This is a genomic window from Solibacillus sp. FSL R5-0691, from assembly GCF_037974225.1.
In the GTDB taxonomy this organism is placed as follows: Bacteria; Bacillota; Bacilli; order Bacillales_A; family Planococcaceae; genus Solibacillus.
Map to the genome: position 1 here is coordinate 962,978 of NZ_CP150231.1, position 16,360 is coordinate 979,337.

A 16,360-nucleotide genomic window follows, 5' to 3' on the forward strand; every position below is an offset into this window, starting at 1 on the left:
ATAGACACTTAGGTTTAATCTAATTACAATTGTATTATTGAGTTTTGAGCGCAAATTTTAGCGAAATATGAACGAGGTGAAAAATTTGGATTTATTTGGCGGGACAATAAACAGCCTTGAAAAAGGACTTTCCTATGCAACGTTGAAAAATAAAACAATTGCACAAAATATAGCGAATGTTGACACACCGAACTACAAAACAAAAGAAGTAAGCTTCAAAGATGTATTAAATGATGCTAAGCAAGCAACGATTCCTGCATATCGCACAGATGCGAGACATTATGATTTCAAGATTAATATTGGGGGCAGCGGTGTGTATTCGAACGAAAACTTCCGCAGCAGAGCAAATGGTAATGCGGTAAATATGGATGCTGAACAAGCAAAGTTAGCTGAAAATACAATTTATTATAATGCGCTTATAGATCGTGTCAGCAGTAAATTTTCAACATTGAATAATGTTGTTAAGGGAGGAAGATAGTGATGTCGATTTTTCACAGCATGAATACAACGGCTTCTGCATTAACATCACAGCGTTTACGCATGGATGTCATCTCCTCCAATATTGCCAATGTTGATACAACGAGAGCGAAACAGGTAAATGGAGAATGGGAGCCATACCGAAAAAAATCTGTTACTTTAAAAGAACAGCAAGGTCAATTTTCAAACTTTTTAAATATGGCAATTGGGAAAACGGAAAAAAATGGTGCTGGAAACGGTGTTAAAGTAAGTTCTATTAAAGAAGATACAGAAACTCCATTTAAACTAGTTTATGATCCATCACATCCCGATGCGAATGAGGAAGGCTATGTTCAAATGTCAAATGTTGATGTTTTAAAGGAAATGGTTGACCTTATTTCGGCCAGCCGTTCTTATGAAGCGAATATAACTGCTTTTAATGCTAATAAGAGCATGTTAACAAAAGCATTAGAAATCGGGAAAGGGTGATATTTAAATGGCGATTAATCCAATAACATTCATGTCACCTGCACAATCTGTGAATGAAGTAAATGTTCAGAATCAACTGACTCCTGCAAATGCCCAGCAACAATTTGCAGATACATTAAAAGAAGCGATTGCAAGTGTCAATGAACATCAAAAAACATCAGATACAATGACTCAAAAATTAATTAACGGTGGAGATGTTGATCTTTTTGAAGTAATGATTGCTGCTCAAAAAGCAAGTGTTACTTTAAACACAACAATTGAAGTTCGGAATAAAGCTGTGGAAGCTTATCAAGAAATTATGCGTATGAATGTGTAATATTTTGGAATACGACTGACAAATTGTTGGGCATTCACTTTAAGCGGAGGATTCATAATGAATGAACGACTTACTAAAATTAAAAGCGATTCAACCGGTTTCTGGAAAAGTCGCACCAAAAACCAAAAAGGTGCATTAATCGGTGCGTTAGTAGCTGTCATTGCAATTGCAGCGGTAATTACGTATTTCTCAACGCGTACGACAATGGCTCCGTTATTTCCGGAGATGTCACAGTCTGAAGTAGGGAGAATTACAGAGGTACTTGCCTCACAAGGCGTAAAGTACGAAGTAACAAACGGCGGGACAGTAATATTAGTGCCGGAAAATCAAGTACAGGACTTACAAGTGTCATTAGCAGCCCAGGGTTATCCAGATTCTGGGGAAATTGACACGTCTTTTTTTACATCTAATGCAGGCTTTGGGATGACGGACAATGAATTTAACGTAATTAAGCAAGCAACGATCGAAACGGATCTGGCGAATTTAGTTCGAAAATTCGAAGGTGTCAAAGATGCAAGTGTAATGATTTCTTTACCTGAAGAAGGTGTGTTCCTTAAAGATGCAAAAGGTGAAGCACAGGCGGCAATTGTATTAAATACAGCACCTGGGCACAAATTTTCAGACGATCAAATTAAAGGATTATTTAATTTAGTATCGATGAGTATTCCAAATTTACCTAAAGAAAATATTACAATCATGAACCAGTATTCTGAGTATTACGATCTCGCATCTGCGGAAAGCGGTGGAAACGGAATCGATTCAGTGACAGGACAAATGGAAGTGAAGAAAACGATTGAGCGTGATTTGCAGCGTCAAGTGCAGCAGATGCTCGGTACGTTAATCGGTCAGGATAAAGTCGTAGTAAATGTTTCGGCTGATATTGATTTTAAAAAAGAAAATCGTGAAGAAAATTTAATCCGACCTGTTGATGAGGAAAATATGGAAGGTATCGAAATAAGTGCCCAACGTATTACGGAAACATATTCAGGCGGTGCTGCAGGAGCGGCTGAAGGTACAACTGAAGCTGGTAGTGTAACAGATAACTTTGTAGATTATGTGGAAGGAACAAACGGTGACGGCGATTATGAGCGTGTGGAAGAGACGATTAACAATGATGTGAATCGGATACGCCGTGAAATTCAGGAAAGTCCTTACAAAATCCGCAATTTAGGTATTCAAGTAATGGTAGACCCTCCAAATGCAGAAGAGGGATTTGATCAAGGTGTTCGTACAGATATTGAACAAATTTTATCGACAATTGTTCGTACATCAATTGATCAAGAAGCTGCCGGGGATCTGACAGACGAAGATATTGCAAATCGTATCGTCGTATCTGTACAGCAATTCCAAGGAAATGATTCAGCGGGAGATCAGCCGCAATCGGTTATTCCTTGGTGGGTATGGGTGATTGGCGGTATTTTAGTTGTTGCAATTATATTACTCGTCGTTAATGTGCTACGCGCACGCCGACGTAAGCAAGATGAAGAAGAGCTGGAGATTTTAGAACAACAGCAGCAGTTAATTGAAATAGAAGATATTTCAGAAGAAAAAGAAACTGAAGCGACTGTACGCCGCAAGCAATTAGAAAAAATGGCGAAAGATAAGCCAGAAGATTTTGCGAAATTATTGCGTAGCTGGATTGCTGAAGATTAATAGGAGGTTCCGCTGTGTCCAAGAAAGATAAAGACTTATCAGGAAAGCAAAAGGCAGCTTTACTGTTAATTTCTCTAGGACCGGAAGTTTCGGCTTCTGTATATAAGCATTTAAGTGAAGAGGAAATTGAACGTCTGACACTGGAAATTTCGAGTGTTAAAAGAGTGGAGTCAACTGTCAAAGAAGAAATTATAGAAGAATTTCACCAGATTGCACTTGCGCAGGACTATATTACGCAAGGTGGTATAGGCTATGCGAAAACGGTACTGGAAAAAGCATTGGGTGCTGAACAGGCACAGGCGATATTGAATCGTTTAACTTCTTCATTACAAGTAAGACCATTCGATTTTGCCAGAAAAGCAGATCCGGCACAAATTTTCAATTTTATCCAAAATGAACACCCTCAAACAATTGCCCTTATTCTCTCTTATTTAGAACCGGGGCAAGCAGGGGTTATTCTATCTTCATTACCACAGGAAGTACAGGCGGATATTGCGAAGCGTATTGCCATTATGGAATCGACGTCTCCGGAAGTTATAAGTGAGATTGAATCGGTATTAGAGCGAAAACTATCTTCTACTGTGACACAGGACTACACAGAAACGGGTGGCGTAGATGCAGTCGTGGAAGTATTGAATGGTGTGGACCGTCAAACAGAGAAAACGATTCTTGATGCGCTCGAAATTCAAGACCCTGAACTTGCCGAAGAAATTAAAAAGCGCATGTTTGTATTTGAAGATATCGTTACACTTGATAATCGTTCAATTCAGCGAGTTATTCGTGACTGTGAAAACGAAGACTTGTTGTTATCGATGAAAGTATCTTCAGAAGAAGTAAAAGAAATTATTTTCCGCAATATGTCTCAACGTATGGCAGAAACATTCCGTGAAGAAATGGATATTATGGGCCCTGTTCGTTTACGTGATGTAGAAGAAGCACAGTCTCGAATTGTAGGAATAATCCGACGTTTGGAAGATGCAGGTGAAATTATTATCGCACGTGGCGGAGGAGATGATGTAATTGTCTAAAATCATCCGTTCAACAAATGCACAGCAACCCGAAGAGTCATCAGTTGTAGAAATTAAACTCCAAAATTTCTTCGAGCCGATTCATTTTGGGAAAACGGAAGATGAACGCATAGAGGAATTGTCCCAGCAAAGCTCGATTGATATTGAGGCAGAACGTCAGCAAATGCTGGAACAGGCCAATTATGAAATCGAGCAGCAAAAAGCTCATTTTGAACAGTACCGAACAGAGCAGCTTGAGGCGATTGAAGCATTAAAACAATCATGGGAAGAGGAAAAACTCGTTCTTCAACAGGAAGCGTATGACGGCGGTTTTGCGCAAGGATATGAGGATGGCATACAAAAGGCAAATGCAACGATGCAACAGTCAATACATGCGGCAAATGAAACGATGACAAATGCGCAAAAAAATGCAGCATCGTATATTGAGTCACAGGAGTCCATCCTTTTGGATCTTGCGTTAACAGCTGCTGAACGCATTATTCATACATCACTTGACCGTGACGAGGAAATATTCGTGTCGATTGTGCGACGTGGTCTAAAAGAAGCCCGTGAAATGAAAGAAGTTAAATTATATGTATCACCGAAATACCATCCGATTGTGACAGAACAGCAAGAGGAACTGGCGGAAATGTTCCCGGTAAATGTTCCGTTTATGATATTTGTCAATGAAGATCTGCTGGATACGGAAAGCTATATTGAAACAAATCATGGACGCATCGTCATTTCAATTGACGAACAATTGCAGGAGCTTCGCAGACAGTTATACGAACTAATCGAAAGTAAGGAATGATAAGGATGAAAATGGCTCAATTAGTTGAACAAATTCCTAATCTTAATACATTTAAAAAGTATGGTAGAGTGACGAGAGTTGTCGGCTTGATGATTGAGTCCCAAGGTCCTGAAAGTTCCATCGGGGACGTTTGTAAAATCCATATCCAAACATCGAAAAATGGACCGCAAGTGATGCTGGCGGAAGTAGTTGGATTTAAAGATGAAATTGTTATTTTAATGCCGTACTCTTCATTGAAGGAAATCTCCATTGGCTGTCTTGTCGAGGGGACAGGCTCGCCGCTTGAAGTGAAAGTAGGTCCGGAACTGATTGGAAAAGTGCTTGATGCGATGGGCAACCCGTTTGATGGGCAGCCATTGCCAAAAGGATTAACGACAGTCCCAACTGAAAAAGAGCCGCCCAATCCTTTAAGCCGTCCGCCGATTAACGACCAGCTGGAAGTAGGGGTAAAGGCGATTGACGGAATGCTAACGGTCGGCAGCGGTCAGCGTGTAGGTATATTTGCAGGATCGGGTGTCGGAAAAAGTACATTGCTTGGGATGATTGCCCGAAACACGGAAGCGGATATTAATGTGATTGCCCTTGTAGGAGAACGTGGACGCGAGGTGCGGGAGTTTATCGAACGCGATTTGGGTCCGGAAGGTTTACAACGGTCGGTTGTCGTAGCAGCTACTAGTGACCAGCCTGCATTAATGCGGATTAAAGCGGCATTTACCGCAACCGCTATCGCTGAATATTTCAGGGACCGCGGCAAGAACGTCATGTTAATGATGGATTCCGTAACACGTGTTGCGATGGCACAGCGTGAAGTTGGACTGGCAATTGGTGAACCGCCTGCAACAAGAGGTTACACACCTTCCGTTTTTGCAATATTACCAACATTGCTGGAACGGTCAGGGACGAATATTAATGGAACGATTACCGCATTTTATACAGTGCTTGTAGACGGTGATGATATGAACGAACCAATTGCGGATGCAGTGCGGGGGATTTTGGACGGTCATATTGTACTGGACCGGAATCTTGCCAACAAAGGACAATATCCGGCGATTAATGTATTAAAAAGCGTTAGTCGTCTGATGAACCATATTGCACAGCCTGAGCATGTTCGTGCAGCAAGCCGCTTGCGGGAATTATACTACAGCTATTCAAAATCAGAGGATCTGATTAATATCGGAGCATATAAGCGCGGCACATCGAAAGAAATCGATGAGGCGATTATGTATGAGCCGCTCATTACACAGTTTTTAAAGCAAGGATACAAAGATAAAATTTCGATCGATCAAACTGTCAATGAAATTATCGCTTTATCGAATGGTGGTGCCCGTTAACAATGAAATACAATTATCGCTTCGAAAAAATTCTTGTCGTTAAAGATCAGGAAAAAACGGAATCGGAACTGGCTTTTAAAGAATCGGTGCAAGTGTTTGAAGAAATTGCTACAAAGCTGTATGACCTGTTAAAGAAAAAGGAAGATTTAATCGAGTATCAGCAAGAACGGTTAAAGGTCGGGTCTTCCATCGATGAAATCAACCATTATTCGAAATTTATCGATAGTATGGAAAAAACAATCGAGGATGCACAGCAAAAAGTAATGCAGGCACGGGCCAAGATGAATTGGTACGAAGAAAAATTATTGGAAAAAAGTTTGGAAGTACGTAAATATGAAAAAATGCGTGAAAGAGATCATGAAAGATTCTTGGAAGATCAACTTCATATAGAAGCAATTCAGTTAGATGAGCTTTCGACAATTGCGTATTACAAGAAGGAAATCAGGTGATTCCGTGGCAAAAAGAATAAAAAATACGAGGGAAAAAGTGGAAGAAATGGAATTGGAAAGCCAATCTCCAGGTTTTTTCAAAAAGTTTTTCTACCTATTTTTAATCCCGTTCATGTTTCTCATCGCAATTTTATTGGTTATTACCACTATGACGGAATATAACGTGTTTAAAATGGCAGATGAGGCAATTGATAAGATTCCATTTATCAGCTCTGATGAAAAAGAGGGAGTAGTAGAAAACAGCACAATAAATGAACAAAAAGTAGTGGAGCTGCAAGCGGAAATTCAAGAAAAAGAAGCGCAAATTTCACAGCTTCAATCACAAATCGATGCATCAGCGACCGAAAAGGAAGAGCTTCTAATTGAGCAGGACCGATTGCTGTTTGAAATTGAAAAACTGCAGCGAGATCAGGAAGAGTCGAAAAAAGAATTCAAAGAAATTTTGTCTACTTTCGAAAAAATGTCTGCAAGAAAAGCGGCACCTATATTAGTTGAAATGAGTGACACGGAAAGTGTGCGGATTATGTCGGAGATGAAACCCGATACATTGTCAGCTATTTTTGCAAAAATGGAGCCTGCAGATGCAGCCCGCTTTACAGAACTTTTATCACAGCAATAGTCCTTGAATGGAGGGAGGTGTAATAAATGAATATAGCAATGTTACAAACGGTAAAAATGCCGAAGCAGGATTTTCAGCCAAATACAGTAAAAACAGAAAAGCCGGATTCAAAAGCATTTGGAAGTGTTTTTAATTCAATGATCTCAAAGTCGTCTACTCCGACTGCTAAGCAACCTGAAGTATCAGAACCGCCGCTAGTTGAAAAAATGGCCGGCATTTTAGAAGAGGATTCACTGGAAAGTCTACTCGAACAATTAGGTGTGGAATTGGATGAGACAGGGCTATTTGCATTAGTAGGTGAAGAAAGTACACCGGTTGCAATAGACGAACTGATGACATTGGATAATTTAACGGAACTTTTAGGAATGACAAAAGCGGAGTTAAGTCAAATTATTGAAAAGTTATTAGGAGACACAAAACAGGAAATTACGGATATTTGGTCTCTAATAGAGCAGGCACCGCATATTTTAAATGAAGTAATGGCGGCTGTACAGAAGCCTGAGCAAAACAATGTGCAGCCTAAAGAATTGCAGCAAATGGTCCAGCTGTTAAAGTTAGCTCAATTGGCAGGAAGTAAAGTCGATACGGTCTATCAACAGGAAGTCCAGTTAAACAGTTTAAAAGAGGCATTGCTGGCATTGTCGAATGAAACTCAAAAATTAGCAGGAACAGAGCAGAGTACGACGAAAACTACGACTTTCCAACAAGTAGTGCAGCAAGGACAGACTGCTCAAACCCAACAGACGACTGTAAAAGTTGAAACGGATACCCAAACAACAGGCAATATACAGCAGCAAGTAACACAGACTAAAACAGTTACCTTGACATTACCTGCGGAAAAGCCGGCACAGTCGGATGCATTAATAAAAGAAATTCAAAACTTGATCAATCGCAGCCAGCTTTCAGGACAGCCAGGCAATATGAAATTATTCCTGAAACTGTTTCCGGAAAACCTTGGTCAAATTCGAATTGAATTAATTCAAAAAGATGGGGTCATGACAGCCCGGTTATTGGCGACAACAGCGATGGGGAAAGAATTACTGGAAAATAATATTAACCAATTAAAAGCCGGTTTCGTCTCTCAAAATATTCAAATGGAACGAATCGATGTTGCCCAGTCTCTACAGGATGCGGATCGAAATGCGCGTGATCAAAACTTCTTTAATAACTTCTTCCGCAAAAATGATGAAGAAGAGCGTGACAATAATGAAGATACACCAGAAGAAGAAAATGTTTCATTTAAAGATCTATTAAGTGAGGAGGTAGAATAAGTGGCAAACTCAATTTCTAATGATTATTTTTTACAGGCCAATAATGCGAATTTCAAAATAACGGATAAACAAGATAACGGGGCACTTGGAAAAGATGCGTTTCTGAAAATATTAATTACACAATTGCAAAACCAGGATCCGACAAGCCCAATGGATGATAAAGAATTTATTTCACAGATGGCACAGTTTTCTTCCCTTGAGCAAATGCAAAATATGACCAAAGCGATGGAAAATTTACTTGAATCACAGCAGCAATCACAATTAATGAATTATTCAACATTTGTCGGCAAAGAAGTGAAGTGGCATGAGCTTACGGACAAAGTGGATGCGGACAACAAACCAATCTACAACGAAGGAACAGGCGCTATTCAGGAGTTAAAGTTTGTGGATGGTGAGGCTGTGTTTGTCCTGGCTGATGGCAAGGAAATTAGACCAGGCAATATTTCATCAATTCTTGGAAGTACGAGTACTTCAGAGCCCGCAGTTCCAGCAGGGAATCCATTAGCGGAAGCAAGCCAGCTGATCGGACAGACAGTTCAATATACAAATGGTGACCAAGTCATTGAGGCAATTATTGAAGCGATTAAAACAAATAATGTGAATATCGAATACATTTTAAATGATGGTTCCCGTTTAACGAAAGACCAATTTACATTGAGTTCTCAAACAACCCAAACTGAAAATGTAACAGAATAAGAGGTGGGGCTGATGAACAGAGTCAATCTTCAACAGATCCCTTACCATCCACCGATAAAGCCGCTACTAAAGCAAAATACTGAGCAAGTATCAAAGCAGTCTTTTATGGACCATTTAAAGCAGGCGACCGGTGATGAATTAAAAATTAGCAAACATGCGTCAGAGCGATTGAATGAACGGAATATTTCCATATCCGATCGTGAATGGCAGCAAATTTCCGAAAAAGTGTTTGAGGCAAAAAATAAAGGTGTGAAGCAGCCGTTAGTCCTGTTAGATCAGGCGGCGTTAATTGTAAGTGCAAAAAATGCGACGGTAATTACGGCATTGGATCGCAATGAAGCAAAACAGCAACTATTTACCAATATTGATGGAACAATCCTTTTATAGGCCGGACCTTCAGAAGTAAGGAAGCCTACAGTCGTTGAATGATCGATACGACTGAACTAAAAAACAGATTTGAGAAACGAAGGGAGAACGACATTTCATGTTACGTTCAATGTATTCAGGTATTTCAGGGTTAAAAAACTTTCAGACAAAATTAGACGTGATCGGGAATAATATTGCAAATGTTAATACGTACGGTTATAAGAAAGAGCGTACGATTTTTAAAGATTTAATTTCACAAACACAGGCAGGCGCATCTGCACCTTCAGCAACACGCGGGGGGGTAAATGCGATTCAGGTTGGATTAGGATCACAACTTGCTGCTATTGATACTATTCACAATGCAGGGTCAATGCAAACGACAGGTCGTACACTGGATTTAGCAATTTCAGGTGATGGATTCTTTATGGTTGCAGATGGTACAGCACCAGATGTTGATGGAATTATTCAAGAAGTGGGCGAGGATGCGTTTTCAAATGTCTTATACACACGTGCCGGTAACTTCTACATGGACCGTAATGGTTATTTAGTAAATGGAGACGGGAAATATTTAGTCGGTGTTCGAGCGGATAATTATTCAGTTGATGAGGCTGGAGACGAAGGTATCCTTTTTGATGATCGATATAATGCGTCTGGAGAAGAAGGAGCTAATTTAGATGTGGATGGTGTAATTACTCCTGAAGATGGTGAGTTAGGTACTATTCGAATTCCAACAACAGCTCAAAGTATGAGTATTGGTCAAGACGGTTCTGTAAGTTATGTCGACTATAAAGGAGATTTAATGTATGCGGGACAATTATTGATGGCGAAATTTGCAAATGCATCTGGTTTAGAAAAAACAGGTTCAAACTATTTCCGTGATACTGCGAACTCAGGGGATCGTTATGTTCAGGTAGGTACAGTAGCAGGGATCGGTTCAATCAACTCTGGCTTCATGGAAATGTCGAACGTAGATCTTTCGGAAGAATTCACGGAAATGATTGTTGCACAGCGCGGGTTCCAGGCGAACTCTCGTATTATTACAACTTCTGATGAAATTTTACAAGAGCTTGTTAACTTGAAACGATAGTTCAAATTCATTAGGAACTCATTGAAAATTCACTATAGAAGGGGGGCGGGCCGGCTCTCAGCTACAGGTCCGGCCCTATTTCAATGATTGAGGTGACTCGCCTTAATGGTAAAGCATTTACTTTAAATGCTTTATACATAGAAACAGTTGAAGCATTTCCGGACACCCAAATTACGCTGACGACTGGACGTAAATTCATTGTGTTAGAGACTGAAGAACAGGTGCGGCAAAAAGTGAAGACATTCTATCAGCATGTCCAAGTTTTATCGAACCCGCATCTTAGAGGTGAAGAAGATGAAGAATAATAAATTATTGACAATTATGCTAATTATATTAGTGACGATTACATTATTCGGTGTTATCGTAGTTGTGTTATTGACACAGATGGATAAAGAGAAGCCGGATGGACCAACAATTGATGAAATTATCGAGTCATCGGTAGACATTCCAGAGATCACAACGAACTTGGCAGATGGAAGTTTCGTCCGAATTACTTTGAAAATTCAGGCTTCAGATAAAAAAGCAGGCGAAGAATTGTTTAAACGAGATTTCCAAGTGAAAAACATCGTAATTCAAGAACTTTCTGAAATGGAAGAGAAAGCTTTAGAAGGCAAACAAGGTAAAATTACATTCCAGGATGCAATTAAAGCTCAATTAAATGAGTTAATGCAAGAAGGGGAAGTTACGCAAGTGTATATTACTTCATACGTACTTCAGTAATCATCAGTACTACACAATTTTAATTTTTGAAATGGAGGTGGGCAAATGGCAGGAGATATAATGTCGCAATCCGAAATCGATGCGCTTCTTTCAGCGATATCGACCGGAGAAATGTCTGCTGAAGACATAAAAAAAGAAGATGAGACACGAAAAGTTAAAGTATATGACTTTAAACGGGCTCTGCGCTTCTCAAAAGACCAAATCCGAAGTTTGACCCGTATACATGAAAACTTTGCGCGACTGTTAACAACATTCTTTTCTGCACAGTTAAGAAGCTATGTCCAAATTACAGTTGCATCTGTGGATCAGATTCCGTTTGAAGAATTTGTTCGTTCAATCCCAAACATGACATTGATCAATGTATTTGAGGTTCCACCTTTGGATGGCAATATTTTAATGGAGATCAATCCGAACATTGCCTATTCCATGCTTGATCGATTGATGGGCGGGGCAGGCGGAAGTCATAGCAATGTTGATAATTTAACTGAAATTGAAACAAAGATTATGACGAATTTATTTGAACGTTCTTTTGATAATTTGCGTGAAGCATGGGATAACGTTGCAGAAATTGATCCGATGCTTGTGGAACTGGAAGTGAATCCACAGTTTTTACAAATGATTTCGCCAAATGAAACGGTTGTTGTCATTTCGTTCAATACAGTTATCGGAGAAACAACAGGGATGATCAATATTTGTATTCCGCATGTTGTACTGGAACCGATCGTTCCGAATTTATCTGTTCGCTACTGGATGCAGACGAATACGAAAGAAATATCTCCGGAACAAACGAAAATGCTTGAAACTCGTGTGAAACAGGCGAAACTGCCGGTTATTGCAGAGCTAGGAACGGCGGACATTACCATTGAAGATTTCCTGACAATGGCTGTCGGTGATGTCATACCGTTAAATCAAAAAATAGAAAATCCATTAACACTGAAAGTCGGCAGTTTACCGAAATTTACCGTTCAGCCAGGGAAATTGAATAATAGAATGGCTGTTCAAATTATCGACCCTTTGAAAGGAGGAGACGAAGATGAGTGATGAAATGCTCTCCCAAGAAGAAATTGAGGCTCTATTAAGGGGCGAAACGCTGGAGGATTTTTCTGCAAATCCAGCAGATTCGGAAGAAGAAATTAAAGTTGAGGATCACTTAACTCCAATAGAAATTGATGCATTAGGTGAGGTAGGGAATATCTCGTTCGGCAGTTCGGCAACTGCTTTATCTTCATTGCTTGGCCAAAAAGTTGATATTACAACTCCTAGTATTTCAATGATTAATCGCAACCGTTTAGAACAGGAATTCCCGCACCCGTATGTAGCGGTTCAAGTAGAGTATACAACGGGTCTTTCAGGAATGAATATGCTTGTCATCAAACAATCGGATGCAGCGATTATCGCAGATTTAATGTTGGGCGGGGATGGTGTAAATCCAAGACCTGAATTAAGTGAAATCCAGTTGAGTGCTGTTCAGGAAGCGATGAATCAGATGATGGGTTCAGCTGCGACTTCTATGTCAACAGTATTTAACCAAAAGGTTGATATTTCACCGCCGACAATAGATTTACTGAATATTTCCCAAAATGAGGGCACTGACACGATACCTACAGATGAATTATTAGTCAAAATTTCATTCAGATTGCGTATCGGTGAATTAATAGATTCGAATTTAATGCAATTACTACCTTTAAAGTTTAGTAAAAAGATAGTAAAGTCATTAATGGGAGAAACTGATGAGCCTCTTACTGCAATAACAACAGTGGAGCCAACTCCAGTTCAGCCGACACAACAGCAGCCAATGCAGCAGGAACAACAACCGACTGCACAGCAACCGATGTATGAACAACCGGTTCAGCAGCCCGTACAACAGCAGGTCTACCAACAGCAGCCGGTGCAGCAACAAGCGTATCAGCAACAGCAACCTGTATATGAGCAGCCTGTTTACCAGCAGCCTGCTTACACAGCACCACCGGCAAATGTACAGCAAGCTCAATTCGCAAGCTTCGAATCGGCAAATATTACGCAGGCAGAAGCACGCAATTTAAATATGCTGCTTGATATTCCATTGCAGGTAACAGTCGAGCTGGGACGTACTAAACGTTCAGTAAAAGAAATACTTGAACTATCAAGCGGATCGATTATTGAATTAGATAAGCTGGCAGGTGAACCTGTTGATATTTTAGTAAACAGTCGGTTAATTGCAAAAGGTGAAGTTGTAGTAATTGATGAGAACTTCGGTGTTCGAATCACAGATATTTTAAGTCAGGCAGATCGCTTGAACAACATTAGATAGTTTTAATTGGAGGAATCAGATTATGTCTAAAAGGATTTTAATTGTTGACGATGCAGCATTCATGCGCATGATGATCAAGGATATTTTAACGAAGAACGGTTATGAAGTAGTAGGAGAAGCTGCTGACGGAATTCAAGCGGTTGAAAAGTACAATGAATTACGTCCGGATTTAGTAACGATGGATATTACAATGCCTGAAATGGATGGTATTGCTGCATTAAAAGAAATTAAAGGCACGGATCCAAATGCGGTAGTGATTATGTGTTCAGCAATGGGCCAACAAGCTATGGTCATCGATGCGATTCAAGCAGGTGCAAAAGACTTTATCGTAAAGCCTTTCCAAGCAGATCGCGTAATCGAAGCGATTCAAAAAGCTTTAGGTTGATCTGATGAGAGCAAAAAAATCATTTCGATTTTGGATCGCTGTTGGAATTGTATTGATGACGGCATTATTTGCACCAATCTCAAATGGAACTTTTGCGATGGTAAGTAACGTATACGAAAACTGTAATGAAAACCCTGAAGTATGTTCAGAAGAAAAAAATTCAGATGAGAGTACTCCGGATGCCGACGCAGAACAAACTGACTCGGCATCCGTTAGTGTTGGATTTTGGGAATATCTGAAAGTATTAATAGCACTTGTCTTTGTTATCGGGCTATTATTGTTCATTTTAAAGTATTTAAACAAGCGTAACTTTAACTATCAACAAAACGCCGTTATTAAAAATATCGGTGGATTGTCTTTAGGACAGCAAAAGTCTGTACAATTACTGTTAATTGGTAAACGAGTTTATGTAGTTGGTGTCGGCGATAACATTCAGCTACTGAAGGAAATCGAATCCGAAGAAGAAATCGACCATTTATTAAATCAAATTGAAAATAAACAGAGCATGGTGAATACTTCACCATATATTGCTCAGTTAATTAATAGATTTTCACAAAAAAAACGCCATCAGGATATTTCGGAAAGCCCTAAATTCAATGACATGTTCAATGAAAAAATCGGCAAAATCAAGCAGCAACGACGTGATGAACTTGAGCGTTGGAAGGAACAGGAGCGTGATGATCGATGAACGAACTTCTTTCCGTGTTTTCTGAAAGTGATCCGGGAAATGTTTCCACATCAGTTACACTATTATTCCTGTTAACTGTTCTATCTTTAGCGCCGAGTCTATTAATCTTAATGACGTCATTTGCGCGTATCGTTATCGTTCTGTCATTTACTAGGACAGCCCTTGCTACGAACCAGATGCCCCCTAACCAAGTAATTATCGGATTGGCACTGTTTCTTACATTCTTTATTATGGCTCCTACCTTACAGCAAGTAAACGAGCAGGCATTACAGCCACTCTTCGATGAAGAAATTAATTTGGAAGAGGCATATGAACGTGCGACGATTCCGTTCAAACAATTTATGTCTCAGCATACAAGGCAAAAGGATTTAGAACTTTTTATCGAATATAATCAGGCAGAGTATCCGGATTCCATTGAGGAAATTCCGATGACGCTGCTCGTACCCGCATTTGCGTTAAGTGAAATTAAAACAGCTTTTCAAATGGGCTTTATGATCTTCATTCCGTTTTTAGTTATTGATATGGTAGTCGCAAGTACACTGATGTCAATGGGGATGATGATGCTGCCTCCAGTAATGATTTCACTGCCATTTAAAATCTTATTATTTGTACTCGTCGATGGTTGGTATTTAGTGATGAAATCTTTACTTCAAAGTTTTTAGGGGATGATATAAAGTGACACAGGAAATGGTCATTGCAATTGCAGAAAATGCAGTATTCACGATATTGATAGTTTCGGGACCTTTACTATTAATCGCACTTATCAGCGGTTTAATAGTCAGTATTTTTCAGGCAACAACTTCCATTCAAGAACAGACATTGGCGTTCGTACCTAAAATCGTAGCGGTATTAGTGGCGATTATTTTTTTTGGTCCGTTCATGATCAGCAAAATGACGGACTACTTTCATGACATTTTAAATAACCTAGTTCGGTATATTGGGTGAGAAGATGACGGAATTACTACCGAATTTATCAATACTGCTATTAATTTTAGTACGTGTTTCTGCATTTTTTGTCTCCGTCCCTTTATTTTCATATCGTACAATACCACAGCAAGTGCGCATAATTTTGGCTGTCGCTTTAGCATGGATGATGTATTATACGTTTAATATTGAACCGTTTGAAATTAATGCTATCTACTTGCTGCTCGTTTTAAAAGAAGCCATTATCGGTCTTATGCTGGGATTGGCAGCAATGATTATCGTTTCCGCTGTTCAAATAGCCGGGGGATTTATCGATTTCCAGATGGGTTTTGCGATGGCGAATATTATCGATCCGCAAACAGGCGCACAGTCGCCGTTAATGGGTCAGTTTTTAAACTTTTTAATGCTTTTAGTATTGCTTTCAATTAACGGTCATCATCTAATTTTAGATGGGATTTTTTATAGTTATCAGTTTATGCCGATGGACCAGTTTTTCCCGAATTTCGGTGAAGAAGGGACCGCATTGTTTATTATAAAAATATTTGTTTCTGTTTTTGCCATTGCATTTCAAATGTCAGCTCCAATAGTTGCAACATTATTTTTAGTAACGTTAGCGTTAGGAATTACAGGGAAAACGGTGCCGCAAATGAATATATTTGTAATCGGATTCCCAATCAAAATTGTAGTAGGGTTTCTTGTATTGATGGTGACAATGGCTGTATTAGTAGGAGTTATGAAGGAGCTAATTGAATTTATGATTATTTCTTTACGTGACTTAATGGTTATTTTAGGTGGTGGCTAA

At 39.5% G+C, this 16,360-nt stretch carries 22 protein-coding genes; all 22 read left to right on the forward strand.

Going from position 1 to position 16,360, the window contains the following annotated elements:
• Window positions 1-85 precede the first annotated feature (85 nt).
• The 22 genes from flgB to fliR all read left to right on the forward strand — a co-directional run bounded on the left by flgB (window position 86) and on the right by fliR (window position 16,360).
• The gene (gene flgB, locus MKY51_RS04600; RefSeq protein WP_339175543.1) at window positions 86-478 is read left to right on the forward strand and encodes a flagellar basal body rod protein FlgB; all 393 of its coding nucleotides are present in this window, start codon (window positions 86-88) and stop codon (window positions 476-478) included.
• A 2-nt stretch (window positions 479-480) separates the two neighbouring features.
• Window positions 481-945, forward strand: a complete 465-nt coding sequence (gene flgC, locus MKY51_RS04605; protein WP_339175544.1) for a flagellar basal body rod protein FlgC — start codon at window positions 481-483, stop codon at window positions 943-945.
• A 7-nt stretch (window positions 946-952) separates the two neighbouring features.
• Complete coding sequence (gene fliE, locus MKY51_RS04610; protein ID WP_339175545.1) at window positions 953-1,261, forward strand: flagellar hook-basal body complex protein FliE; 309 nt, start codon at window positions 953-955, stop codon at window positions 1,259-1,261.
• Between the two features lie 57 nt (window positions 1,262-1,318).
• On the forward strand, window positions 1,319-2,914 hold the full coding sequence (gene fliF, locus MKY51_RS04615) for a flagellar basal-body MS-ring/collar protein FliF (protein WP_339175546.1): 1,596 nt from the start codon (window positions 1,319-1,321) through the stop codon (window positions 2,912-2,914).
• A 14-nt stretch (window positions 2,915-2,928) separates the two neighbouring features.
• Window positions 2,929-3,942 (forward strand): flagellar motor switch protein FliG, encoded by a 1,014-nt coding sequence (gene fliG / locus MKY51_RS04620; protein ID WP_339175547.1) that lies wholly within the window; start codon window positions 2,929-2,931, stop codon window positions 3,940-3,942.
• Window positions 3,935-4,732, forward strand: coding sequence for a flagellar assembly protein FliH (gene fliH / locus MKY51_RS04625; protein WP_339175548.1), 798 nt, complete (start codon window positions 3,935-3,937; stop codon window positions 4,730-4,732). The genes fliG and fliH overlap by 8 nt, the downstream gene beginning before the upstream one ends.
• Window positions 4,733-4,737: 5 nt before the next feature.
• Complete coding sequence (fliI, locus tag MKY51_RS04630) at window positions 4,738-6,063, forward strand: flagellar protein export ATPase FliI (RefSeq protein ID WP_339175549.1); 1,326 nt, start codon at window positions 4,738-4,740, stop codon at window positions 6,061-6,063.
• A 2-nt stretch (window positions 6,064-6,065) separates the two neighbouring features.
• Window positions 6,066-6,512, forward strand: a complete 447-nt coding sequence (gene fliJ / locus MKY51_RS04635) for a flagellar export protein FliJ (protein ID WP_339175550.1) — start codon at window positions 6,066-6,068, stop codon at window positions 6,510-6,512.
• A gap of 46 nt (window positions 6,513-6,558) precedes the next feature.
• Window positions 6,559-7,131: a hypothetical protein gene (locus tag MKY51_RS04640; RefSeq protein ID WP_339176576.1), complete on the forward strand. Its 573-nt coding sequence runs from the start codon at window positions 6,559-6,561 to the stop codon at window positions 7,129-7,131.
• Between the two features lie 26 nt (window positions 7,132-7,157).
• Window positions 7,158-8,402 carry a flagellar hook-length control protein FliK gene (locus tag MKY51_RS04645; protein ID WP_339175551.1) on the forward strand — a complete coding sequence of 415 codons (1,245 nt, stop codon included), beginning with the start codon at window positions 7,158-7,160 and terminating at the stop codon, window positions 8,400-8,402.
• Entirely contained in the window at window positions 8,403-9,098 is a 696-nt protein-coding gene (flgD, locus tag MKY51_RS04650) for a flagellar hook assembly protein FlgD (protein WP_339175552.1), read from the forward strand.
• A 12-nt stretch (window positions 9,099-9,110) separates the two neighbouring features.
• On the forward strand, window positions 9,111-9,485 hold the full coding sequence (locus tag MKY51_RS04655; protein WP_339175553.1) for a TIGR02530 family flagellar biosynthesis protein: 375 nt from the start codon (window positions 9,111-9,113) through the stop codon (window positions 9,483-9,485).
• Window positions 9,486-9,582: 97 nt separating this feature from the next.
• Window positions 9,583-10,551: a flagellar basal body rod protein FlgG gene (gene flgG / locus MKY51_RS04660; RefSeq protein ID WP_339175555.1), complete on the forward strand. Its 969-nt coding sequence runs from the start codon at window positions 9,583-9,585 to the stop codon at window positions 10,549-10,551.
• A gap of 83 nt (window positions 10,552-10,634) precedes the next feature.
• Entirely contained in the window at window positions 10,635-10,856 is a 222-nt protein-coding gene (locus tag MKY51_RS04665) for a flagellar FlbD family protein (protein WP_008403278.1), read from the forward strand.
• On the forward strand, window positions 10,846-11,271 hold the full coding sequence (fliL, locus tag MKY51_RS04670) for a flagellar basal body-associated protein FliL (RefSeq protein ID WP_339175556.1): 426 nt from the start codon (window positions 10,846-10,848) through the stop codon (window positions 11,269-11,271). Before MKY51_RS04665 ends, fliL begins: the two co-directional genes overlap by 11 nt.
• Before the next feature lie 45 nt (window positions 11,272-11,316).
• Window positions 11,317-12,312: a flagellar motor switch protein FliM gene (fliM, locus tag MKY51_RS04675; protein WP_339175557.1), complete on the forward strand. Its 996-nt coding sequence runs from the start codon at window positions 11,317-11,319 to the stop codon at window positions 12,310-12,312.
• Window positions 12,305-13,561 carry a flagellar motor switch phosphatase FliY gene (fliY, locus tag MKY51_RS04680; RefSeq protein ID WP_339175559.1) on the forward strand — a complete coding sequence of 419 codons (1,257 nt, stop codon included), beginning with the start codon at window positions 12,305-12,307 and terminating at the stop codon, window positions 13,559-13,561. The genes fliM and fliY overlap by 8 nt, the downstream gene beginning before the upstream one ends.
• Window positions 13,562-13,583: 22 nt before the next feature.
• The gene (locus MKY51_RS04685) at window positions 13,584-13,946 is read left to right on the forward strand and encodes a response regulator (protein ID WP_339175560.1); all 363 of its coding nucleotides are present in this window, start codon (window positions 13,584-13,586) and stop codon (window positions 13,944-13,946) included.
• Window positions 13,947-13,950: 4 nt separating this feature from the next.
• Window positions 13,951-14,634, forward strand: coding sequence for a flagellar biosynthetic protein FliO (locus MKY51_RS04690; protein WP_339175561.1), 684 nt, complete (start codon window positions 13,951-13,953; stop codon window positions 14,632-14,634).
• Entirely contained in the window at window positions 14,631-15,296 is a 666-nt protein-coding gene (gene fliP, locus MKY51_RS04695) for a flagellar type III secretion system pore protein FliP (RefSeq protein ID WP_339175562.1), read from the forward strand. Before MKY51_RS04690 ends, fliP begins: the two co-directional genes overlap by 4 nt.
• A 13-nt stretch (window positions 15,297-15,309) precedes the next feature.
• The gene (fliQ, locus tag MKY51_RS04700) at window positions 15,310-15,579 is read left to right on the forward strand and encodes a flagellar biosynthesis protein FliQ (protein ID WP_008403270.1); all 270 of its coding nucleotides are present in this window, start codon (window positions 15,310-15,312) and stop codon (window positions 15,577-15,579) included.
• A 4-nt stretch (window positions 15,580-15,583) separates the two neighbouring features.
• Window positions 15,584-16,360: a flagellar biosynthetic protein FliR gene (fliR, locus tag MKY51_RS04705; protein WP_339175564.1), complete on the forward strand. Its 777-nt coding sequence runs from the start codon at window positions 15,584-15,586 to the stop codon at window positions 16,358-16,360.